Source organism: Klebsiella sp. CSG-1 (genome assembly GCF_056521145.1).
Genome location: NZ_JBWNLD010000022.1, coordinates 1 through 22,925, shown reverse-complemented (window position 1 = coordinate 22,925; position 22,925 = coordinate 1). Strand labels below are relative to the sequence as shown.

Below are 22,925 nucleotides of genomic sequence, written 5' to 3'. Positions count from 1 at the left end.
CGGGGTAACCCCCGGCGCCAGATTGTGCTAACTCCGACGGGAGCAAATCCGTGAAAGACTTATTAAAGTTTCTGAAAGCGCAAACTAAAACCGAAGAGTTTGATGCGATCAAAATTGCTCTGGCATCGCCAGACATGATCCGTTCATGGTCTTTTGGTGAAGTTAAAAAGCCGGAAACCATTAACTACCGTACGTTCAAACCAGAGCGTGACGGCCTTTTCTGCGCCCGTATCTTTGGGCCAGTAAAAGATTACGAGTGCCTGTGCGGTAAGTACAAGCGCCTGAAACACCGTGGTGTTATCTGTGAGAAGTGCGGCGTTGAAGTGACCCAGACCAAAGTGCGTCGTGAGCGCATGGGCCACATCGAACTGGCCTCTCCGACCGCCCACATTTGGTTCCTGAAATCGCTGCCGTCCCGTATCGGCCTGCTGCTGGATATGCCGCTGCGCGATATCGAACGTGTTCTGTACTTCGAATCCTATGTGGTTATCGAAGGCGGGATGACCAACCTGGAACGTAATCAGATCCTGACTGAAGAGCAGTATCTGGATGCGCTGGAAGAGTTTGGTGACGAATTCGATGCGAAGATGGGTGCGGAAGCTATTCAGGCCCTGCTGAAAAGCATGGATCTGGAGCAAGAGTGCGAGCAGCTGCGTGAAGAGCTGAACGAAACTAACTCCGAAACCAAACGTAAAAAGCTGACCAAGCGTATCAAGCTGCTGGAAGCGTTTGTTCAGTCTGGCAACAAGCCGGAGTGGATGATCCTGACCGTTCTGCCGGTTCTGCCGCCAGATCTGCGTCCGCTGGTACCGCTGGATGGTGGTCGTTTCGCGACTTCTGACCTGAACGATCTGTATCGTCGCGTCATTAACCGTAACAACCGTCTGAAACGTCTGCTGGATCTGGCTGCGCCGGATATCATCGTACGCAACGAAAAACGTATGTTGCAGGAAGCGGTTGATGCCCTGCTGGATAACGGTCGTCGCGGTCGTGCGATCACCGGTTCTAACAAGCGTCCTCTGAAATCTTTGGCCGACATGATCAAAGGTAAGCAGGGTCGTTTCCGTCAGAACCTGCTCGGTAAGCGTGTTGACTACTCCGGTCGTTCTGTTATCACCGTAGGTCCATACCTGCGTCTGCATCAGTGCGGTCTGCCGAAGAAAATGGCGCTGGAGCTGTTCAAACCGTTCATTTACGGCAAGCTGGAACTGCGTGGCCTGGCCACCACCATCAAAGCCGCGAAGAAAATGGTTGAGCGTGAAGAAGCTGTGGTCTGGGATATCCTGGACGAAGTTATCCGCGAACACCCGGTACTGCTGAACCGTGCACCAACACTGCACCGTCTGGGTATCCAGGCATTTGAACCGGTACTGATCGAAGGTAAAGCTATCCAGCTGCACCCGCTGGTTTGTGCGGCATATAACGCCGACTTCGATGGTGACCAGATGGCTGTTCACGTACCGCTGACGCTGGAAGCCCAGCTGGAAGCGCGTGCGCTGATGATGTCTACCAACAACATCCTGTCCCCGGCGAACGGCGAGCCAATCATCGTTCCGTCTCAGGACGTTGTACTGGGTCTGTACTACATGACCCGTGACTGTGTTAACGCCAAAGGCGAAGGCATGGTGCTGACTGGCCCGAAAGAAGCGGAGCGTATTTATCGCGCCGGTCTGGCCTCTCTGCATGCGCGCGTTAAAGTGCGTATCACCGAATACGAAAAAGATGAAAACGGCCAGTTCGTTGCGAAAACCAGCCTGAAAGACACGACCGTTGGCCGTGCGATTCTGTGGATGATCGTGCCGAAAGGTCTGCCGTTCTCTATCGTGAACCAGGCGCTGGGTAAGAAAGCCATCTCTAAGATGCTGAATACCTGCTACCGTATTCTGGGCCTGAAACCGACCGTTATTTTTGCGGACCAGACGATGTACACTGGCTTTGCTTATGCAGCGCGTTCAGGTGCATCCGTTGGTATCGATGACATGGTCATCCCGGAGAAAAAACACGAGATCATCAGCGAAGCGGAAGCTGAAGTTGCTGAGATCCAGGAACAGTTCCAGTCCGGTCTGGTTACCGCGGGCGAACGCTACAACAAAGTTATCGATATCTGGGCTGCGGCGAACGATCGTGTATCCAAAGCGATGATGGATAACCTGCAAACTGAAACCGTGATTAACCGTGACGGCGTCGAAGAGCAGCAGGTTTCCTTCAACAGCATCTACATGATGGCCGACTCCGGTGCGCGTGGTTCTGCGGCACAGATTCGTCAGCTGGCGGGTATGCGTGGTCTGATGGCGAAGCCGGATGGCTCCATCATCGAAACGCCAATCACCGCGAACTTCCGTGAAGGTCTGAACGTACTCCAGTACTTCATCTCTACTCACGGTGCGCGTAAAGGTCTGGCGGATACCGCACTGAAAACAGCGAACTCCGGTTACCTGACCCGTCGTCTGGTTGACGTTGCCCAGGACCTGGTCGTTACTGAAGATGACTGTGGTACCCTGGAAGGCATCACCATGACCCCGGTTATCGAGGGTGGCGATGTTAAAGAGCCGCTGCGCGATCGCGTACTGGGTCGTGTGACCGCTGAAGACGTTCTGAAGCCGGGTACCGCGGACATTCTGGTTCCACGCAACACGCTGCTGCACGAGCACTGGTGTGACCTGCTGGAAGAGAACTCCGTTGACTCCGTCAAAGTGCGTTCCGTTGTATCCTGTGACACCGACTTTGGTGTATGTGCGCACTGCTACGGTCGTGACCTGGCGCGTGGCCACATCATCAACAAAGGTGAAGCAATCGGCGTTATCGCGGCACAGTCCATCGGTGAGCCGGGTACACAGCTGACGATGCGTACGTTCCACATCGGTGGTGCGGCATCTCGTGCGGCTGCTGAATCCAGCATTCAGGTGAAAAACAAGGGTAGCATCAAGCTGTCTAACGCCAAGTCGGTTGTTAACTCCGCTGGCAAGCTGGTTGTGACCTCTCGTAACACCGAGCTGAAGCTGATCGACGAATTCGGTCGTACTAAAGAAAGCTATAAAGTGCCTTACGGTGCTGTGATGGCGAAAGGCGATGGCGAGCAGGTTGCCGGCGGTGAAACCGTGGCAAACTGGGATCCGCACACCATGCCGGTTATCTCTGAAGTCAGTGGTTTCATCCGCTTTACTGACATGATTGACGGCCAGACCATTACCCGTCAGACCGACGAATTAACCGGCCTGTCATCCCTGGTTGTTCTGGATTCTGCAGAACGTACCGCGGGCGGTAAAGATCTGCGTCCAGCGCTGAAAATTGTTGATGCGCAGGGCAACGACGTTCTGATCCCAGGCACCGATATGCCTGCTCAGTACTTCCTGCCGGGCAAAGCGATTGTACAGCTGGAAGATGGCGTACAGATCAGTGCGGGTGACGCTCTGGCGCGTATTCCTCAGGAATCCAGTGGTACCAAGGACATCACCGGTGGTCTGCCGCGCGTTGCGGATCTGTTCGAAGCTCGTCGTCCGAAAGAGCCGGCTATCCTGGCGGAAATCAGCGGTATCATTTCCTTCGGTAAAGAAACCAAAGGCAAACGTCGTCTGGTTATCACTCCGTTAGACGGCAGCGATCCGTACGAAGAGATGATTCCGAAATGGCGTCAGCTGAACGTGTTCGAAGGTGAACGTGTAGAACGTGGTGATGTGGTTTCCGACGGTCCGGAAGCACCGCACGACATTCTGCGTCTTCGTGGCGTACACGCGGTAACGCGTTATATCACCAACGAAGTACAGGACGTTTACCGTCTGCAAGGCGTTAAGATTAACGATAAACACATCGAAGTTATCGTTCGTCAGATGCTGCGTAAAGCGACCATTGAAAGCGCAGGTAGCTCCGACTTCCTGGAAGGCGAACAGGTTGAATACTCCCGCGTCAAGATTGCTAACCGCGATCTGGAAGCGAACGGCAAAGTGGCGGCGACTTACTCCCGCGACCTGCTGGGTATCACCAAAGCGTCTCTGGCAACCGAGTCGTTCATCTCTGCCGCATCGTTCCAGGAGACCACGCGTGTCCTGACCGAAGCAGCCGTTGCGGGTAAACGCGACGAACTGCGCGGCCTGAAAGAGAACGTTATCGTCGGTCGTCTGATCCCGGCGGGTACCGGCTATGCGTACCACCAGGATCGTATGCGCCGCCGCGCCGCGGGCGAACAGCCTGCAGCACCTCAGGTGAGCGTGGAAGAAGCTTCTGCTAACCTGGCAGAACTGCTGAACGCAGGCCTGGGCGGTTCCGACAACGATTAATCGTTGACGCTACGCTTAAAAAGCCAGTCAGGTCTCCTGACTGGCTTTTTTATTATCCCGGTATGGCGCCACGATAATATCCGCTTCTGCCCTCTCATAATGAATTACATTCCATTAATATTTCCCCCTCAATTAAGCAGCAAACAATTCATATAAAAGTCGACTGGCTGTTTTTTCTTAATACCCACACTTATTGATGGGTAAAAATTCTACACGTATCAAAAAATCAGCAAATCAAAGGCGATATAGTCAAAAAGTCCAATTAATCATGTGATTACTTTTTCTTTTATCTTCGGTTTGATGACGCCGAGGAGGGCGGTTTATACCCGTAAAAAGCGATGGGGGAGATGGCTAAATAATACGGCAGCGGAAGATAAGTCTTTTGATTTTCATAGCCAGGGGCTGGGGGATGCATGGAATTCGCAATACAACTCATCATTATCTTAATTTGTCTCTTTTATGGTGCCAGAAAAGGCGGTATCGCACTGGGTCTTTTAGGCGGTATCGGGCTGGTTATTTTAGTCTTTGTCTTTCATCTTCAGCCGGGCAAGCCGCCGGTTGATGTGATGCTGGTGATTATTGCGGTTGTTGCCGCCTCGGCGACGCTTCAGGCTTCCGGCGGGTTAGATGTGATGCTGCAGATTGCAGAGAAACTTCTGCGGCGCAATCCAAAATATGTCTCCATCGTGGCTCCCTTCGTCACCTGTACGCTGACCATTCTTTGCGGCACCGGCCACGTGGTTTATACGATTCTGCCGATTATTTATGACGTCGCTATCAAGAACAATATTCGCCCCGAGCGCCCGATGGCGGCAAGCTCCATTGGCGCACAGATGGGGATTATCGCCAGCCCGGTGTCCGTAGCGGTGGTGTCTCTGGTGGCGATGCTGGGCAACTTTACCTTCAACGGTAAGCACCTCGAATTCCTCGATCTGCTGGCGATTACCATTCCCTCTACGCTACTGGGGATTCTGGCAATCGGTATTTTTAGCTGGTTCCGCGGTAAAGACTTAGATAAAGACGAAGCGTTTCAGGCTTTCATCTCAACGCCGGAAAACCGTCATTATGTTTATGGCGATACGGCAACGCTGCTGGACAGAAAATTGCCGACCAGTAACTGGGTCGCCATGTGGATCTTCCTGGCGTCGATTGCCGTGGTTGCCGTTCTGGGGGCCTTCTCCGAACTGCGTCCGGCATTCAACGGCAAGCCGCTGTCGATGGTCCTGGTGATTCAGATGTTCATGCTGCTCTCCGGCGCACTTATCATCATCATTACCAAAACTAACCCGGCGTCGATTTCTAAGAATGAGGTTTTCCGCTCGGGGATGATCGCCATTGTGGCGGTATACGGTATCGCCTGGATGGCGGAAACGATGTTCGGCGCGCACATGACGGAGATTAAAGGCGTGCTCGGCGAAATGGTGAAGGAGTATCCGTGGGCCTATGCCATCGTACTGCTGCTGGTCTCCAAATTTGTCAATTCCCAGGCCGCAGCGCTGGCGGCGATTGTCCCGGTGGCGCTGGCGATTGGCGTCGATCCGGCCTACATCGTCGCCTCCGCGCCAGCCTGCTACGGCTATTATATTCTGCCAACCTACCCGAGCGACCTGGCGGCGATTCAGTTCGATCGCTCAGGGACGACGCATATCGGCCGTTTTGTGATTAACCATAGCTTTATTCTACCGGGGCTCATTGGCGTCAGCGTTTCGTGCGTGTTTGGCTGGGTCTTCGCCGCGCTTTACGGCTTCTTATAATAAAAAAGCAGGTGCCTGAAGGGCACCTGCTATTCACTGCGTTTATTGACTACGCGGTGCGACGATACAGTTCAATCATATCGGTTGCCAGATCCTGTATCACCATGGCATTCATCAGATGATCCTGGGAGTGAACGGTAATCAGGTTCACCGGCAGCTTACCTGTGCCTTCATCCAGGCCGATGAGCTGGGTCTGGATTTTATGCGCGTGCTTCACAAACTCATGTGATTCTGCCATTGCCTGCTCAGAAGCCGCAAAATCACCTTTGCGGGCCAGCTGCAGAGCCGTTAATGCTGAACTGCGGGCAGAACCAGCATTCACCAACAGCTCCATAATGATCGTTTCTAAATCTTCCATGACTTACTCCATCAACTTCAGGGCTTTGTCGAGAACAGCATCGCCTTTCATCATGCCGTAGTCCATCATATCGATAACGGCGACTTTTTTACCAAACGGGTCGGCCAGCGCCTGGAGTTTAGCTTGCTCGTACTTCACCTGCGGACCGAGCAGGATAATATCGGCAGTAGCAAGGTTATCTTTAAACTCGGCAACCGGTACGGCTTTGATGGAGACTTCCACACCTTTTTGTTGTGCAGCAGCCTGCATGCGTTGAACCAGCATGCTGGTGGACATTCCAGCGGCGCAGCATAAAACGATATTCTTCATAGTAGATGGCCCTTATGTTCCCTTGATGCATCATCTTTATCGCGGGCCGACAGACACGACAACCGCTTTGCCGTGATTGTGTGTAAGGCATCACAAAATAATGAAACCGGTTTCGGTTTTAGGGTTGAAAACAGTAAAATCCGGGCTGACGGGCCTGCGGATGCGGGCGGTTTTAAGCGCGGACGATACGGTTTTTTCCCTGCTGCTTGGCTTTATAAAGCGCTTCATCGACGCTCACCACTAGCTGCTCCAGAGGCTCCATATTCCATTCTCCCAGGCCCGCGCTGAAGGTTACCGTCAGTCCTTCTTCACGCCAGGTGCGTTGGGCAATGTTAAGTCGCCAGCTTTCCAGTATCGCCGGCGCATTGGCAATATGCTCGCCGGTGAAAATCACGGCAAACTCTTCGCCGCCATAGCGGTAGAGTGAAATTTGCAGGGGCTGGAAGATCTGCAGCCCTTCCCGGGCGACATTGCGCAAAACGATATCGCCATTGAGGTGACCCCAGGTGTCGTTTATCGTCTTGAAGTTATCAATATCAACCAGCGCAAGAGAGAAAGGCTGGTGATCGTTCATCAGCGCGGCGATATCGCTGTCGAAGGCGCGGCGGTTTTTACAGCCGGTGAGCGCATCGATGGTAGCCTGGCGGACATAGATCAGTTCGCGCTGTTTATTACTTTCGATGGCTTTACTCAGCATCGCTTCCAGCCGCGGAGCACGGTTGACGTCGCCGGTTTTAATCGCGTTGATGATGTTCATCAGCACCGTGTGCGACGCATGGCGCAGGTAGAGGCCAAAGAGAATAATCACAATGGCGGCCAGGGCAAACCCCCAAAGCACGATATCGGTTTCATAGCGGGTTAAATCGACCAGCGTGGTGTTATCAACGCGGTAGATGACAAACCAGTCTGGATTGGTGAACGAATAATAGTAATACCAGATGCCATTTTTCTCGTCATACAGCTGACCCTCGGCGCTGGTCATTTTGTCCATGAGATCGTCGCGGACATAGGGTTTAAAAAGCGCGCCGGTATCCGGATGAAGTACGACTTTCCCGTCGCGCTGCACGACGAAAAACTCGCCCTGAACAGGGGCAACCATCTGGCGCAAAGCGTATCCCATTGACGTCAGATCCAGATGAAATGCGAGGCTGCCTTTGAGCCGGCCTTCCGGTGAGATGACCGGTTTGTAGAGTGTAATGGTGGGATGCTGTGTAAAGAAATCCAGATAGGGACTGGTATAGTGGCTGAAAGTACTGGCTTCCGCCTGTTTGATAAACCACGGTCTGGACTTCGGATCGAAGGCGCGGCTGTTATCATTTTCCAGCACCTCAGGTGCCCGGAGGTAATGGCCCTGGGTATCCGCCAGCGAAATAGAAGAGACGGTTGGCATCAGCTCCTGCAGCTGCATTAATTCCTGCAACCCACTTTGCGGGTCTATATTAATGGCCTGATTTAACTTGTCGTTTTTCGCAAAGAACTTGGTTGCCCTGGCGAGGATATAATCATTTCCACGCAGCAGCGATTCCGTATAGTTAACGGCCAGGTTATGGGTGAAATTGCGATTAACGTGGTGATAGTCCTCAAGGAAGTTCTGTCTCTGCGTCGTGGTGACGAATACGGCGATCAGCAAAAAGCTGAGTAAAATCCCTGTAAAGCCAATAAGAATTGGCATGGTAAAAGAGAGCTTTCTACTGTGACGAGCCATGTGTTTTAAATCGTTCCAGAAGGTTTTTTCCATGGGAAGAAGCGCAGGATTAGTCGCAATGCCTGGCAAGCGAATCAGATGTTGCCTGGTTAATTATAACTGTGGCCAGCGGGAGGATGGGATTTATCTTCGATCGTGATGGCTATCAATGCGATGGAGCAGGGCGAAAGTGAGGAAGAGATATCATTCGCCCTGGACAGCATCCACTGCTGACCAGGGCAGAATAGAGAAACGGAAAGATGACCACCATCGCCCGTTTCTCTTATTGCGATCGTCCACGAAGAACGTTTAAGGCGTTACATTTCTCATCATGATGACCGGGAAGCGCGTCCCAGCCAGCTATCCCAGTCTTTCCATACCGGCTGCAGTCCGTTGGCTACCAGCGCGCTGGCGACCTCTTCCGGGCGACGGTCATCGTGAGGCGCGAACTGCTCCAGCTCCGGGTGGTTATCGGCATACCCGCCGGGCTGGGTTTTCGAAAATGCGCTGACGTTGTTGATGGCCAGCGGGATAACCCGATCGCGGAACCAGGGGGATTCACGGGTGGAGAGCGAGAGCTCCACTTCCGGGGCCAGCAGACGGAAGGCGCAAATGGTTTGCACCAGCTGCCGTTCATCCATTAATGAGGCAGGCTCGATACCCCCGGCGCAAGGGCGTAGTCGCGGAAAGGAGATGGAGTAGCGGCTGCGCCAGTAGCGTTGCTGGAGCCACAGCAGATGTTCCGCCACCATAAAGCAATCCACGCGCCAGCTGTCGGAGAGGCCAATTAATGCGCCAAGGCCAATCTTATCAATCCCCGCCTGTCCAAGCCTGTCCGGCGTATCCAGCCGCCAGAAGAAATCCTGCTTTTTGCCTTTCAGATGATGTTTCGCATACATGCTTTCATGATAGGTCTCCTGATAGACCATCACGCCGTCCAACCCAAGGGTTTTCAGCTCGGCGTACTCCTCCATCGCCAGCGGCTGGACCTCCATATGCAGCGAGGCGAACTGGCGGCGAATTGCGGGCAGATGCTGGCGAAAATAGTCCATGCCGACTTTGCCCTGATGTTCGCCGGTCACCAGCAGCAGATGCTCAAAGCCCATTTCGCGGATCGCCGTGCATTCACGGGCAATTTCCGCCTCATCCAGGGTCTTGCGCTTGATGCGGTTACTCATTGAGAAACCGCAGTAGGTACAATCGTTGGCGCACAGATTAGAGAGATACAGCGGGACATAAAAGCTGACGGTATTCCCAAAGCGCTGGCGAGTCAGGCGCTGCGCGCGCTGCGCCAGAGGCTCCAGATAACCCGCGGCGGCAGGAGAGAGCAGGGCCATCATATCGTCACGGCTGAGCTGTTTTGCCGCCAGGGCACGTTCTACGTCGGCGGGGGTTTTACTGTTGATACGCAGGCGAATGTCGTCCCACTCCAGCTGCCGCCAGCGGTCAGTGAAGGTCTTCATACCAGCGCCTCCAGAAAGCCGGTCAGTGGGCTGGTGGCCTGCGCCTGAGCGCTGCGCGCCCCCGGGCCAGCCTGTCGCGCCAGCAATCCGGCATCAATCGCCAGGCGGAAAGCGCGGGCCATGGTGACCGGGTCGTCGGCAACGGCGATGGCGGTATTCACCAGTACCGCGTCAGCGCCCATTTCCAGCGCCTGAGCCGCATGGCTTGGCACGCCAATACCGGCATCAACCACCACAGGTACCGTGGCCTGCTCGATAATAATTTCCAGCATCGCTTTGGTTTCCAGCCCCTGGTTGGAACCGATCGGCGCGCCGAGCGGCATCACCGCCGCGCAGCCCGCTTCTTCCAGACGCTTGCACAGTACCGGATCGGCGCCGCAGTAGGGCAGCACGACGAAGCCTTCCCGTACCAGAATTTCTGCCGCTTTCAGCGTTTCAATCGGATCGGGGAGCAGCCAGCGCGCGTCCGGGTGGATTTCCAGTTTCAGCCAGTGGGTACCCAGCGCCTCCCGCGCCAGACGCGCGGCAAATACGGCTTCTTCTGCCGTTTTGGCCCCGGAGGTATTGGGCAGCAGGCTCACGCCAGCCGCCAGCAGCGGCGCGAGGATAGCGTCATTATGCTGACGGAGATCGACGCGTTTCATCGCCAGCGTCACCAGCTGACTGCCGGAGGCGCGAATGGCCTCCACCATGACGTCGGGGGCGGCGAATTTACCGGTACCGGTGAAAAGATGTGATTCAAATGTTTTATCCGCAATACGTAACATGTCAGCCTCCGGCGATAACCTGAAAAAGCAGGATTTGGTCGCCTTCCTGCAGAAGATGGTGATCCCACCGTTCGCGCGGCAGGATGTGTTGATTGAGCGCCAGCGCGACGCCCGGCTGCTGCTGTTCCAGTTGAGTGAGCAGAGCGGCGACGGATGTCGCTTCGGCGCACTGCAACGGTTCATCGTTAAACCACACCTGCATGCTGCCCTCCACATACCGGGCAACCCTGAGCCCGCTGTAATGCAAGCGCGCGCCAGCTGCTGGTGCGGGCATCGAACAACCGCAAAGTATTACGCGGCGTCGCCATACCGCTGAGCAGCTTGATAGCCTCCAGCGCCTGCAGGGTGCCCATCATGCCGACCACCGGGCCGATAATGCCCGCCGTACGACAGTTGCGTTCGGGCTCGTGAGCGTCCGGCCACAGGCAGCGATAGCAGCCCTGTTCCCACGGCGGCGTCAGTACCATCAGTTGGCCTCCCAGCCCGACGGCGCTGGCGGTAATCAGTGGTGTTGCAAGTGCGACGCAGGCGGCATTGATCGCCTGGCGGGTCACCATGTTATCGGTGCAATCCAGTACCACATCGGCTTTCGCCACTTCATCCAGCAGGGCCTTTCCGCCTAACCGCTGCTTCAGTGCAATCAGCTCAATCTGCGGGTTGAGACGAGCCAGCCTTGCTCTGGCGGCCGTGGTTTTGGGTTGCGCGATATCATCGCTGGTGAACAGAATTTGCCGCTGTAGGTTGCTGACGTGCACGTCGTCATCGTCGGCCAGCACCAGCGTGCCGACACCGGCGCCAGCCAGATACAGCGCAGCAGGCGAGCCCAGCCCGCCGAGACCGACGATCAATACCCGGCTGGCCAGCAGCTTTTGCTGGCCTTCGATGGCGATATCCTCCAGCAGCAGCTGGCGGCTATAGCGCATAAAATCGCTGTCATTCATCGCCTGCTCCTGCGATTTCCAGCAGCTGGGCGGTGGCCTGCTGCCAGTCTGCCGCCTGGGTAATCGCGCTGACGACCGCAATACTGCCGACGCCGGTGTCCAGCACCGCCGGCGCGCGTGCCAGGCTGATGCCGCCGATCGCCACTGTCGGGTAATCCCGCAGGCGCTGGATATGTTGAGCGAGCTGCGTCAGTCCCTGAGGGGCGGAAGGCATCTGTTTGGTTTGCGTAGGAAAAACGTGGCCCAGGGCGATATAGGAGGGGCGTGCGGCCAACGCAACGTCGATCTCCATATCGTCATGGGTCGAGACCCCAAGACGCAGGCCGGCGTGGCGAATAGCGCTGAGGTCTGTGGTTTCCAGATCCTCCTGGCCTAAATGCACGCCGTAAGCCTGATGTTTGATGGCCAGCTGCCAGTAGTCGTTGATAAACAGCCGGGCATGATATTGACGACCAAGCGCGATAGCGGCGATCACATCGTCCTCAACGTCGCTGTCGCGCTTATCTTTGATGCGCAGCTGAAGGGTACGCACGCCGGCTTTCAGCAGGCGCTCAATCCATACCACGCTATCAACAACCGGATAGAGGCCTAAACGGAACGGGACGGGAGGAAAATCGGGTTGATACATCAGGCTTGCTCCTTACGTAAATAGATCTCACCGCCAAGAGCGCGGAAATCCTGGGATTTATCGGCCATACCGGCTGCGATATGCTGCCGGGCGGCATAATCGCGGACCTCCTGGGTGATTTTCATTGAACAGAATTTAGGCCCGCACATGGAGCAGAAGTGGGCGACTTTGCCGGACTCCTGCGGCAGCGTTTCATCGTGATAGGCGCGGGCGGTGAACGGGTCGAGCGCGAGGTTAAACTGGTCTTCCCAGCGGAATTCAAATCGCGCTTTGGACATGGCGTTGTCGCGGATCTGCGCTCCGGGGTGCCCTTTGGCGAGGTCAGCGGCATGGGCGGCGATTTTGTAGGTGATCAATCCTTGCTTCACGTCCTCTTTATTGGGCAGGCCGAGATGCTCTTTCGGCGTGACGTAGCAGAGCATGGCGCAGCCGAACCAGCCGATCATCGCCGCGCCGATACCGGAGGTGAAGTGGTCATAGCCGGGAGCGATATCGGTGGTTAATGGCCCAAGCGTGTAGAACGGCGCTTCGTGGCAGTGGGTCAGCTCTTCAGTCATATTGCGGCGGATCATCTGCATGGGTACATGGCCTGGACCTTCGATCATGACCTGCACATCATATTCCCAGGCGATTTTTGTCAGCTCCCCCAGGGTGTGCAGCTCGGCGAACTGCGCTTCGTCGTTGGCATCCTGAATGGAACCCGGGCGCAGGCCATCGCCTAAGGAGAGCGAGACATCATAGGCGGCGCAGATTTCGCAGATTTCGCGAAAATGCTGGTAGAGGAAGTTTTCCTGATGATGGGACAGGCACCACTTCGCCATGATCGACCCGCCGCGGGAGACGATGCCGGTCAGCCGTCCGGCGGTCATCGGCACGTAGCGCAGCAGGACGCCGGCATGGATGGTGAAATAGTCAACGCCTTGCTCTGCCTGCTCCAGCAGGGTGTCGCGAAAGGCTTCCCAGGTGAGGTTTTCGGCGATACCGTTCACCTTCTCCAGCGCCTGGTAGATGGGGACGGTACCGATAGGGACCGGGCTGTTGCGCAGGATCCACTCGCGGGTTTCGTGAATATAACGGCCGGTGGACAAATCCATGACCGTGTCAGCGCCCCAGCGCGTCGACCATACCAGTTTTTCTACCTCCTCTTCGATGGAGGAGGTGACCGCCGAGTTACCGATGTTGGCGTTGACCTTCACCAGAAAATTGCGGCCGATAATCATCGGTTCCGACTCAGGATGGTTGATATTTGCTGGAATGATTGCGCGACCGGCGGCGACTTCATCACGGACGAACTCCGCGGAGATATTCTCCGGCAGGCGGGCGCCAAAACCTTCGCCCGGATGCTGGTGGCGCAGCACCTCGCTGCGAATGCGCTCGCGGCCCATATTTTCCCGGATAGCGATAAACGCCATCTCCGGCGTGACGATGCCCTGACGTGCGTAGTGGAGTTGCGTGACGCATTTGCCTGATTTTGCGCGTTTGGGGGCCAGCGAGCCGCTAAAGCGCAGCGCATCCAGCTCCTCATCAGCCAGACGCGCTTTGGTGTAGAGGGAGCTGCGTTCGCGTAGCGGCTCGCAATCGTGGCGAGCGTCAATCCACGGCTGACGCAGCTTCGCCAGTCCCTGCCGGACGTCGATGGCGATATCAGGATCGCCATAGGGGCCGGAGGTGTCATACACCGGTATGGCTTCGTTCTCTTCATACTGCGGGTTGATTTTGTCGCCGCCGATCGGCGTGGGGCTGAGCTGGATTTCGCGCATCGGTACGCGAATATTATCCTGCGCGCCCTGAACATAGATGCGTCGTGAGCGGGGAAAGGCGGTGCCTTCCAGAGTGTCAATAAAGTGTTGCGCGCGTTCGCGCTGTTCCCGGCGGGTCGGTTTGCTTGCGGACATAGCTCATTCCAGATAAAGAGGAGATGGCTTGTCAGACGACGGATGGAGTAACAGAGGCGATCGGTCCTGGACGGACGGTCGCGAATAGCAGTTTACTCTTGTTCCCTTCGCAGGTATTAGCCTGATCAGGTTCCGCGGATCCCGAATTAACGGTCTCAGCCTTTTCCACTTTATTCTTCGCGCTGCCTCTTCGTTGGCTTCGTCCGCTCACTCCAGTCACTTACTGATGTAAGCTCCTGGAAGTTCACTGACTGGCCGTCTTGAGGCATCACGAATGCTTTTGTAGAAAATAGGCACTCCGACAAGATAGCACTCCCTCCGCAGAGGGAGAATGTCTGTAAATTACTCGTTAACGGTTCACAACTCAAGCAGTCGGCGCGATATTGTCGCTGACGTTGCCCTGCAGGTTGTACGAAATGGCGAGGGCGATCAGCTTATCTTCCAGCGCAAAGCGGGCTTCCAGCGCTTCGCCGATATCGGACAGCGCCTGCTGGAACTCAAGATAATTATCGTGATCGATGGCGTTTTCGAGGCAGGTGTCGTAGTAATCCATAATTTGCTGGGTATTGGCTTCCAGCTGCGGATAGAGCCTGGTAGCTGCCAAAAGTGGCGTATCACCTTCCATTTCGCCAAGAATACGTTCATAAATACTAAAATGGCCGGAGGAGAGGTAATCCACCAGGCTTTGGCAAAAGCTATCCAGCGCCTTTTCGTTAAGCCGCATAAAGGATTCTTTTCCCGGTTTCAGGCCAACCAGCTTGTAGTAAGCGACGAGCAAATGCTTACGTACATGCAGCCAGCGATCGACCAGTTCATTACTGCCTCCAACACGTTCCGTTAGGTTTTCCAGCTGGTTTAACATGGTTGACTCCGCAAGATTAAGAAAATAACGTTGCTCACCAAAATGTAAATATAATGTTAAAAGTGCCAGTAAAACGAAGGTAGTGCAATAGATATGGATCGTATTATTGAAAAATTAGATCGCGGCTGGTGGATCGTCAGTCACGAACAAAAATTATGGTTACCCGACGGGGAATTACCACATGGCGAAGCGGTAAATTTTAATCTTGTCGGCCAGCACGCACTGCATATTGGCGAATGGCAAGGCGACGCGGTGTGGATGGTGCGCCAGGATCGTCGGCATGATATGGGATCGTTGCGTCAGTTATTGGATCAGGATCCGGGGCTGTTTCAACTGGCGGGGCGCGGGATCCAACTGGCCGAATTTTACCGCTCGCATAAATTCTGCGGTTACTGCGGGCATCCTATGCATCCCAGCAAAACTGAATGGGCGATGCTATGCAGCCACTGCCGCGAACGTTATTACCCGCAAATCGCGCCCTGCATGATCGTGGCGATTCGCCGGGACGATTCTATCTTGCTGGCACAGCATACCCGCCATCGCAATGGCGTACATACGGTACTGGCCGGGTTTGTCGAAGTGGGAGAGACCCTTGAGCAGGCGGTTGCCCGCGAGGTCATGGAAGAGTGCGGTCTGAAGGTGAAAAATCTGCGCTACGTGACCTCCCAGCCGTGGCCGTTCCCGCAGTCGCTAATGACCGCATTTATGGCGGAATATGACAGCGGCGACATTGTGATCGATAAGAAAGAGCTGTTGCAGGCTGGCTGGTATCGCTATGACGATTTACCGCTGCTGCCGCCGCCGGGTACCGTCGCGCGCCGCCTGATAGAAGACACCGTGGCAATCTGTCGGGCCGACGAGGAATGACGTGATACAATAACGGCCTGACGCTTAAGGAACTGCAAAATGACCGAACTGAAGAACGATCGTTACCTGCGTGCGCTGCTGCGCCAACCCGTTGATGTGACCCCGGTGTGGATGATGCGCCAGGCGGGCCGCTATTTACCGGAGTACAAAGCCACTCGTGCAGAAGCGGGCGACTTTATGTCGCTGTGTAAAAACGCTGAGCTGGCCTGCGAAGTGACATTGCAGCCGCTGCGCCGCTATGCGCTGGATGCGGCGATCCTCTTCTCGGACATTTTGACCATCCCTGACGCAATGGGGCTGGGGCTCTATTTCGAAACCGGCGAAGGCCCACGTTTTACTTCGACGATTACCGGCAAGGCTGACGTCGACAAACTGCCGATCCCCGATCCGGAAGATGAACTCGGTTACGTGATGAATGCCGTGCGCACCATTCGTCGTGAGCTAAAAGGCGAAGTTCCGCTGATTGGCTTCTCCGGCAGCCCGTGGACTCTGGCGACCTATATGGTTGAAGGGGGCAGCAGTAAGGCCTTCACTGTCATCAAAAAAATGATGTATGCCGACCCGCAGGCGCTGCACGCGCTGCTCGAAAAGCTGGCTAAAAGCGTCACGCTGTACCTGAACGCGCAAATCAAAGCGGGCGCCCAGTCGGTGATGATTTTCGATACCTGGGGTGGCGTGCTGACCGGCCGCGATTATCAGCAGTTCTCGCTCTATTACATGCACAAAATCGTTGATGGCCTGCTGCGTGAAAACGAAGGCCGCCGCGTACCGGTGACCTTATTCACCAAAGGCGGCGGACAGTGGCTGGAAGCGATGGCCGAAACCGGCTGCGATGCGCTGGGTCTCGACTGGACCACCGATATCGCCGACGCTCGCCGTCGCGTCGGCCACAAAGTGGCGCTACAGGGCAATATGGACCCTTCCATGCTCTACGCGCCCGCTGGCCGTATTGAAGAAGAAGTGGCGACCATACTGGCCGGCTTTGGTCAGGGAGAGGGCCATGTCTTCAACCTGGGTCATGGCATCCATCAGGATGTGAATCCTGAACACGCTGGCGTATTTGTGGAAGCAGTGCACCGGCTGTCGGCGCAATACCATCGCTAAGGAGCGAATATGGATCTGGCGTCGCTACGCGAACGGCAGCAGGAGCTGGCCGCGTCGGTCATTCGTGAGGATCGACTGGATCGGGAGCCTCCGCGGCTGATCGGCGGTGCGGACGTTGGCTTCGAGCAAGAAGGTGAAGTGACGCGGGCGGCTATTGTGCTGCTCGCTTATCCATCTCTGGAACTGGTTGAGTATCAGGTGGCGCGAGTGGCCACCACCATGCCGTATATCCCCGGTTTTCTCTCCTTTCGTGAAACGCCCGCGCTGCTGGCGGCGTGGGAACAGCTTTCCCAAAAACCCGATCTCTTATTTGTCGACGGCCACGGGATTTCTCATCCCCGGCGCCTGGGCGTCGCCAGCCATTTTGGCCTGCTGGTGGATGTCCCGACCATTGGGGTGGCGAAAAAGCGCCTGTGCGGGCGCTTTACGCTTCCCGGCGATGAACCGGGGGCACTGGCGCCGCTGATGGATAAAAACGAACAGCTGGCGTGGGTCTGGCGCAGCAAAGCGCGTTGCAACCCGCTGTTTGTCAGCACCGGTCACCGGGTGGCTCTCGATAGTGCGCTGACATGGGTTCAGCGCTGCATCAAGGGCTACCGCCTGCCGGAGCCTACGCGCTGGGCCGATGCGGTTGCCTCGCGGCGTCCGGTATTTGTGCGTTGGCAAGCAAATCAGCGCTGATTCAGGTACACTGCGGCTAATTTCTGACTTCGAGAATTCATCATGTTACAAAACCCGATTCATCTGCGCCTGGAGAAGCTGGAAAGTTGGCAGCACGTCACCTTTATGGCCTGTTTGTGCGAGCGCATGTACCCCAATTACGCAATGTTCTGCCAGCAAACCGGATTTGCCGATGGCCAGCTGTATCGTCGTATCCTCGATCTGATTTGGGAAACCCTGACCGTCAAAGATGCGAAGGTGAATTTCGATAGCCAGCTGGAAAAACTGGAAGAGGCGATTCCGGTTGCCGACGACTATGATCTGTACGGCGTGTACCCGGCTATCGATGCCTGTGTTGCTCTGAGTGAACTGATTCATTCGCGTCTGAGCGGAGAAACGCTTGAGCATGCCATTGAGGTGAGCAAGAGTTCGATTACGACCGTCGCGATGCTGGAAATGACCCAGGCAGGTCGTGAAATGACCGACGAAGAGCTCAAAGAGAACCCGGCGGTTGAGCAAGAATGGGATATTCAGTGGGAAATTTTCCGTCTGCTGGCCGAGTGTGAAGAACGCGATATTGAACTGATCAAAGGGCTGCGCGCAGACCTTCGTGAAGCCGGCGAGAGCAATATTGGTATAAATTTTCAGCAGTGAGACCAGAAAACGTGATTTACCGCCTGAATTGTAGCGTCTGAAGGCTTCCATTCCGCCCCCCGTCTGGTCTACATTTGGAGGGCGAAAAAAAGTGGCTATCGGTGCGTGTATGCAGGAGAGTGCTTTTCAGGCATTTCCGTCGCACTCGGTGCTTAGCAAGCGATAAACACATTGTAAGGATAACTTATGAACAAGACTCAACTGATTGATGTAATTGCGGACAAAGCTGACCTGTCCAAAGCACAGGCAAAAGCTGCCCTGGAATCTACCCTGGCTGCAATTACTGAGTCTCTGAAAGAAGGTGATGCTGTTCAACTGGTTGGTTTCGGTACCTTCAAAGTGAACCACCGCGCTGAGCGTACTGGCCGCAACCCGCAGACCGGTAACGAAATCAAAATTGCCGCTGCTAACGTGCCGGCGTTTGTTTCTGGTAAAGCACTGAAAGACGCAGTTAAGTAAGACCGCGTGGCAGTGTACAGTTTTAACGAAGGGGCCTTAAAGCCCCTTTTGTCTATCTGGCGTCGCGTATTGATGCTGGCAGGCGTCGTGCTGATCTCTGCCTGTAGCCATGATTCTTCTGTCCCGCCTTTTACCGCCAGCGGGTATGCGGACAACCAGGGCGCGATGCGTATCTGGCGTCTGGACTCCAACGGCGAAGTACATCTGCTTGCTGCCTTTAGCCCGTGGCGTCACGGCAATACTTCAACCAGCGAATACCGCTGGCAGGGTGACCGACTCACGCTTATCGAGCTCAACGTCTACGGCAAACCAACGGAACACATTCGCGCCCGTTTTGATGACCAGGGCGAGCTGAGCTTTATGCAGCGCGAAGTGGACGGACAAAAGCAGCAGCTTTCCAGCGATCAGGTGGCGCTTTACCGCTATCGGGCAACGCAAATTCGCCAGACCAGCGATGCATTGCGGCAAGGGCGTGTTGTTCTGCGTCAGGGGCGCTGGCATGCCAACCAGACGGTGACGACCTGTGAAGGGCAAACCGTGAAGCCGGATCTGGATGCCCGGGCCTTAGCCCATATTGAACGTCGCCAGAATCACTCCTCCGTTGAGGTGAGCGTGGCGTGGCTGGAAGCCTCAGACGGCGCTCAGCTTTTGCTGGTGGCCAATGAAGACTTCTGTACCTGGCAGCCGCAGGAAAAAACCTTCTGACCTCCGGTCAGCGCCGCTTTGCGCTATCAGCGCGGCTACCATTCCCTCTGTCCTTCTCCACCATACGCTTCTCTGAGGCGCGTAGCCGCATATCCTCCGCGACAGGATGGCGGGCTGAAATAAAAAACGGGCGACTCCAGAATGAAGCCGCCCGTCAATGAGGCCTGTTATGAGGTCTCGCTCAGGCGCTAGCGTTGCTCGCGGGCAATAGCGCGCCAGCCAATATCGCTACGGCTGAAGCTTCCTTCCCAATGAATACCGGTCAGGAGTTCGTAGGCGCGCTGCTGCGCCTGGGCTACGGTGTCGCCCAACGCCGTCACGCACAGTACGCGGCCGCCGTTAGTCACCACGCGCTGGTCGTCGGCAAGCTTCGTCCCGGCATGGAAGACCTTGCCATCCACCGCTTCTTCCTGCGGCAGGCCGAAGATTTCGTCGCCGGTGGCGTAGCTGCCCGGATAGCCGCCTGCGGCAACCACGATGCCCAGCGAGGCGCGATCGTCCCACTCGGAGGTTTTCTCATCCAGCTTACCGTCACAGGCGGCGAGGCACAGCTCCACCATGTCGGATTTCATACGCAGCATAATGGGCTGCGTTTCCGGATCGCCGAAACGACAGTTGAACTCGATGACTTTTGGATTGCCCTGTTTGTCGATCATCAGACCGGCGTACAGGAAGCCGGTATAGGTATTGCCTTCCGCCGCCATGCCTTTGACCGTTGGCCAAATAATGCGATCCATGGTGCGCTGATGCACCTCATCCGTGACCACCGGGGCGGGTGAATAGGCGCCCATACCACCGGTGTTCGGTCCGGTATCGCCATTGCCTACGCGTTTGTGGTCCTGGCTGGTGGCCATCGGCAGAACGTGCTCGCCGTCGACCATGACGATAAAGCTGGCCTCTTCACCATCGAGGAACTCTTCAATCACGATCCGATGGCCCGCGTCGCCAAAGGCGTTGCCGGCCAGCATATCCTGAACCGCCTCTTCCGCTTCTTGCAGCGTCATCGCGACAATCACGCCTTTACCGGCCGCCAGACCGTCCGCCTTGATAACAATCGGGGCGCCTTTTTCGCGCAGATAGGCCAGTGCAGGTTCGACTTCGGTAAAGTTCTGATATTCCGCGGTCGGAATGTTATGCCGCGCGAGGAAATCTTTGGTAAAGGCTTTTGAGCCTTCCAGCTGGGCGGCGCCTTCGGTCGGGCCGAAGATTTTCAGGCCCGCAGCGCGGAACGCATCGACAATGCCAATCACCAGCGGCGCTTCCGGGCCGACGATGGTCAGATCGATCTTCTCGCGCTGGGCAAAGTCCAGCAGCGCCGGAATATCGGTCACGCCGATATTGACGTTTTGCAGCGCAGGTTCCAGGGCTGTGCCGGCGTTACCCGGCGCCACGTAGACGGTATCAACCAGCGGAGACTGTGCCGCTTTCCATCCCAGCGCGTGCTCGCGGCCGCCGTTGCCAATCACTAATACTTTCATGTTCTGCTCCGTGAATTAATGGCGGAAGTGACGCATGTCGGTGAAGATCATCGCAATGCCGTGTTCGTCAGCTGCGGCAATGACTTCGTCGTCACGGATAGAGCCGCCAGGCTGGATAACACAGGTAATGCCCACTGCAGCAGCAGCGTCGATACCGTCACGGAACGGGAAGAAGGCGTCAGAAGCCATTGCCGAGCCTTTCACTTCCAGACCTTCATCGCCCGCTTTGATACCGGCAATTTTCGCCGAGTAAACGCGGCTCATCTGGCCTGCACCTATCCCGATGGTCATGTTCTCTTTTGCATAGACAATGGCGTTGGATTTCACGAACTTCGCCACTTTCCAGCAGAACAGCGCGTCACGCAGTTCCTGCTCGGTAGGCTGGCGTTTCGTCACCACGCGCAGATCGCCCTCGGTGACCATGCCCAGGTCGCGATCCTGAACCAGCAGGCCGCCGTTAACGCGTTTGAAATCGAGTCCTGGAACGCGTGCCGCCCACTCGCCGCAGGTCAGAACGCGGACGTTCTGCTTGGCCGCAGTAATCTTCAGGGCCTCTTCGCTGGCGGATGGCGCAATGATCACTTCAACAAACTGGCGAGAAATGATGGCCTGTGCGGTTTCCGCATCCAGTTCGCGGTTGAAGGCGATAATGCCGCCGAATGCGGAGGTCGGGTCGGTTTTGTAGGCGCGATCGTAAGCATCCAGAATTGAGTCGCTGACCGCAACGCCGCACGGGTTGGCGTGTTTAACAATCACGCAGGCCGGTTCGCTGAACTCTTTCACGCACTCCAGCGCCGCATCGGTATCCGCGATGTTGTTATAAGAAAGGGCTTTGCCTTGAACCTGAGTGGCGGTCGCCACCGACGCTTCTTTAATGTCTTCTTCTATATAGAAGGCAGCCTGCTGATGGCTGTTCTCGCCGTAGCGCATATCCTGCTTCTTAATGAAGTTCAGGTTCAGCGTACGCGGGAAGCGGCCGGAGGCTTCCTGAGTCTCACCATGATAGGCCGGAACCATGCTGCCGAAGTAGTTGGCAATCATGCTGTCGTAGGCAGCGGTGTGCTCAAAAGCTTTAATGGCGAGATCGAAGCGGGTTTCCAGAGTCAGGGAACCGTCGTTCGCATCCATCTCTTTAATAATGGCGTGGTAGTCATGGCTCTTCACGACGATAGCCACGTCTTTATGGTTCTTGGCCGCGGAGCGCACCATGGTCGGGCCGCCGATATCGATATTCTCCACCGCATCTTCCAGCGAGCACCCTTCGCGGGCGACGGTCTGGGCAAACGGATAAAGGTTAACAACAACCATATCGATAGGAGAGATCGCGTGCTGGGCCATGATCTCGTCATCCTGGCCGCGACGGCCGAGAATGCCGCCGTGTACTTTTGGATGCAGGGTCTTAACGCGTCCATCCATCATTTCCGGGAAACCGGTGTAGTCAGAGACTTCGGTTACCGGCAGACCTTTCTCAGCCAGCAGGCGTGCGGTACCACCCGTAGACAGTAGCTCAACACCACGAGCGGAAAGAGCCTGCGCGAATTCGACGATACCGGCCTTGTCAGAAACACTGAGCAGAGCGCGGCGGACTGGACGACGTTGTTGCATGGTATTAAATCCCCAGGATTTGAACATTACAGAGAGCGTTAGGTGAGTTTTTGTCTAAAAACTCACCTAACGCACCCAACCGGGCATCCTTGTCATAGCGCGGCATTGTAACGAAAACGTTTGCGCAACGCTCGCGAATTTTTATCTTTCTCTTTTTGCCGATCTCTTCTCTATATAGAAGGGGCTTTTGACGGCCTTTATCAGCTAAGAACGGGTGTGGTCTGTGGATAATTCTGTGTGTAACAGGGTATAAAGCGGGGTTTTGCTGGGGAATGCAGCAGTCAGTCATTTTTCTGCAATTTTTCTATTGCGGGCGCTCGAGAACTCCCTATAATGCGCCTCCATCGACACGGAACAACGGCAAACAAGCCGCCGGGTTGAAAGAGAAAACTTCTGAAATTCAGGGTTGACTCTGAAAGAGGAAAGCGTAATATACGCCACCTCGCGACAGAGCGCTA

20 protein-coding genes are annotated in these 22,925 nt (G+C 55.7%); 8 read left to right on the top strand and 12 right to left on the bottom strand.

What is annotated here, in order from left to right; translation table 11 throughout:
* The first annotated feature begins 50 nt into the window (after nucleotides 1-50).
* Both rpoC and dcuB read left to right on the top strand, forming a co-directional pair.
* Nucleotides 51-4,274 (top strand): DNA-directed RNA polymerase subunit beta', encoded by a 4,224-nt coding sequence (gene rpoC / locus AC007G_RS27385; RefSeq protein WP_015585387.1) that lies wholly within the window; start codon nucleotides 51-53, stop codon nucleotides 4,272-4,274.
* Between the two features lie 413 nt (nucleotides 4,275-4,687).
* On the top strand, nucleotides 4,688-6,028 hold the full coding sequence (gene dcuB, locus AC007G_RS27380; RefSeq protein ID WP_032695575.1) for an anaerobic C4-dicarboxylate transporter DcuB: 1,341 nt from the start codon (nucleotides 4,688-4,690) through the stop codon (nucleotides 6,026-6,028).
* Nucleotides 6,029-6,077: 49 nt separating this feature from the next.
* On the opposite strand, the gene AC007G_RS27375 is transcribed toward dcuB, so the two are convergent.
* The 10 genes from AC007G_RS27375 to AC007G_RS27330 form a co-directional block, all read right to left on the bottom strand.
* A complete protein-coding gene (locus tag AC007G_RS27375) occupies nucleotides 6,078-6,386 on the bottom strand; it encodes a PTS lactose/cellobiose transporter subunit IIA (RefSeq protein ID WP_004118423.1) in 309 nt (102 codons plus the stop codon).
* 3 nt (nucleotides 6,387-6,389) lie between these two features.
* Entirely contained in the window at nucleotides 6,390-6,695 is a 306-nt protein-coding gene (locus tag AC007G_RS27370) for a PTS sugar transporter subunit IIB (RefSeq protein WP_004118425.1), read from the bottom strand.
* A 172-nt stretch (nucleotides 6,696-6,867) separates the two neighbouring features.
* Nucleotides 6,868-8,400: a sensor domain-containing diguanylate cyclase gene (locus tag AC007G_RS27365; RefSeq protein ID WP_032690002.1), complete on the bottom strand. Its 1,533-nt coding sequence runs from the start codon at nucleotides 8,398-8,400 to the stop codon at nucleotides 6,868-6,870.
* Between the two features lie 308 nt (nucleotides 8,401-8,708).
* The gene (gene thiH, locus AC007G_RS27360; protein WP_032695574.1) at nucleotides 8,709-9,842 is read right to left on the bottom strand and encodes a 2-iminoacetate synthase ThiH; all 1,134 of its coding nucleotides are present in this window, start codon (nucleotides 9,840-9,842) and stop codon (nucleotides 8,709-8,711) included.
* Nucleotides 9,839-10,609: a thiazole synthase gene (thiG, locus tag AC007G_RS27355; protein ID WP_032689999.1), complete on the bottom strand. Its 771-nt coding sequence runs from the start codon at nucleotides 10,607-10,609 to the stop codon at nucleotides 9,839-9,841. Before thiG ends, thiH begins: the two co-directional genes overlap by 4 nt.
* 1 nt (nucleotide 10,610) lies before the next feature.
* On the bottom strand, nucleotides 10,611-10,811 hold the full coding sequence (thiS, locus tag AC007G_RS27350; protein ID WP_032689998.1) for a sulfur carrier protein ThiS: 201 nt from the start codon (nucleotides 10,809-10,811) through the stop codon (nucleotides 10,611-10,613).
* Nucleotides 10,795-11,550, bottom strand: a complete 756-nt coding sequence (locus AC007G_RS27345) for a HesA/MoeB/ThiF family protein (protein ID WP_032698411.1) — start codon at nucleotides 11,548-11,550, stop codon at nucleotides 10,795-10,797. The genes thiS and AC007G_RS27345 overlap by 17 nt, the downstream gene beginning before the upstream one ends.
* Nucleotides 11,543-12,178, bottom strand: a complete 636-nt coding sequence (gene thiE / locus AC007G_RS27340) for a thiamine phosphate synthase (RefSeq protein ID WP_032695572.1) — start codon at nucleotides 12,176-12,178, stop codon at nucleotides 11,543-11,545. Before thiE ends, AC007G_RS27345 begins: the two co-directional genes overlap by 8 nt.
* A complete protein-coding gene (thiC, locus tag AC007G_RS27335; RefSeq protein WP_032689994.1) occupies nucleotides 12,178-14,073 on the bottom strand; it encodes a phosphomethylpyrimidine synthase ThiC in 1,896 nt (631 codons plus the stop codon). Before thiC ends, thiE begins: the two co-directional genes overlap by 1 nt.
* 364 nt (nucleotides 14,074-14,437) lie before the next feature.
* On the bottom strand, nucleotides 14,438-14,935 hold the full coding sequence (locus AC007G_RS27330) for an Rsd/AlgQ family anti-sigma factor (RefSeq protein ID WP_032695571.1): 498 nt from the start codon (nucleotides 14,933-14,935) through the stop codon (nucleotides 14,438-14,440).
* Between the two features lie 93 nt (nucleotides 14,936-15,028).
* Between AC007G_RS27330 and nudC the strand changes: the two genes are divergently transcribed.
* From nudC to AC007G_RS27300, 6 genes are all read left to right on the top strand, one after another.
* Nucleotides 15,029-15,802, top strand: coding sequence for an NAD(+) diphosphatase (gene nudC / locus AC007G_RS27325; RefSeq protein ID WP_032689992.1), 774 nt, complete (start codon nucleotides 15,029-15,031; stop codon nucleotides 15,800-15,802).
* A 39-nt stretch (nucleotides 15,803-15,841) separates the two neighbouring features.
* On the top strand, nucleotides 15,842-16,906 hold the full coding sequence (gene hemE / locus AC007G_RS27320; RefSeq protein WP_032698408.1) for a uroporphyrinogen decarboxylase: 1,065 nt from the start codon (nucleotides 15,842-15,844) through the stop codon (nucleotides 16,904-16,906).
* Nucleotides 16,907-16,915: 9 nt separating this feature from the next.
* The gene (gene nfi / locus AC007G_RS27315) at nucleotides 16,916-17,587 is read left to right on the top strand and encodes a deoxyribonuclease V (RefSeq protein ID WP_099001417.1); all 672 of its coding nucleotides are present in this window, start codon (nucleotides 16,916-16,918) and stop codon (nucleotides 17,585-17,587) included.
* Between the two features lie 42 nt (nucleotides 17,588-17,629).
* Entirely contained in the window at nucleotides 17,630-18,220 is a 591-nt protein-coding gene (locus AC007G_RS27310; protein ID WP_032689989.1) for a YjaG family protein, read from the top strand.
* Nucleotides 18,221-18,406: 186 nt separating this feature from the next.
* Nucleotides 18,407-18,679, top strand: coding sequence for a nucleoid-associated protein HU-alpha (gene hupA / locus AC007G_RS27305; protein WP_004097675.1), 273 nt, complete (start codon nucleotides 18,407-18,409; stop codon nucleotides 18,677-18,679).
* 12 nt (nucleotides 18,680-18,691) lie between these two features.
* On the top strand, nucleotides 18,692-19,384 hold the full coding sequence (locus AC007G_RS27300) for a DUF1481 domain-containing protein (RefSeq protein ID WP_032689988.1): 693 nt from the start codon (nucleotides 18,692-18,694) through the stop codon (nucleotides 19,382-19,384).
* 188 nt (nucleotides 19,385-19,572) lie between these two features.
* On the opposite strand, the gene purD is transcribed toward AC007G_RS27300, so the two are convergent.
* Nucleotides 19,573-20,862, bottom strand: coding sequence for a phosphoribosylamine--glycine ligase (purD, locus tag AC007G_RS27295; RefSeq protein ID WP_032695569.1), 1,290 nt, complete (start codon nucleotides 20,860-20,862; stop codon nucleotides 19,573-19,575).
* Between the two features lie 15 nt (nucleotides 20,863-20,877).
* Nucleotides 20,878-22,467 carry a bifunctional phosphoribosylaminoimidazolecarboxamide formyltransferase/IMP cyclohydrolase gene (gene purH, locus AC007G_RS27290; protein WP_032689985.1) on the bottom strand — a complete coding sequence of 530 codons (1,590 nt, stop codon included), beginning with the start codon at nucleotides 22,465-22,467 and terminating at the stop codon, nucleotides 20,878-20,880.
* Nucleotides 22,468-22,925: the final 458 nt, after the last annotated feature.